This is a genomic window from Mesorhizobium sp. M5C.F.Ca.ET.164.01.1.1 (assembly GCF_004792125.1).
In the GTDB taxonomy this organism is placed as follows: Bacteria; Pseudomonadota; Alphaproteobacteria; order Rhizobiales; family Rhizobiaceae; genus Mesorhizobium; species Mesorhizobium wenxiniae.
Genome location: NZ_SRTG01000639.1, coordinates 1 through 279, shown reverse-complemented (window position 1 = coordinate 279; position 279 = coordinate 1). Strand labels below are relative to the sequence as shown.

Genomic DNA, 279 nt, shown 5'->3' with positions numbered 1-279 from the left:
GCGAACACAGCCCTCATCGGGTCAGTCCAGGTCACGTGCTTTATGCAGCGGCACGTGTTGCTCCGCCGGGTTGCCACACCGTGGCCGGACTCTAGGCGTGTCGCGCCGGGAAAAGAACAGGCGCATAGGTATATACCCATATGCGCCGCGCTACCGCTTTCGGATGCTGGATCATCCGGGCATCAACCGATGATTGCGTAGATTCCTGGGATCGTTCGGCCGCGCCGGGCAGTTGATCAAAAGCTGAAATGGAGGAACCGACAATGGGTGACGATCGGC

General features: G+C 59.9%; 1 protein-coding gene. It reads right to left on the bottom strand.

Annotated features, from left to right (window positions below; genetic code table 11):
• Positions 1–91 precede the first annotated feature (91 nt).
• On the bottom strand, positions 92–279 hold a 188-nt coding region (locus tag EN807_RS36290), incomplete at its 5' end, for a hypothetical protein (protein WP_210240040.1).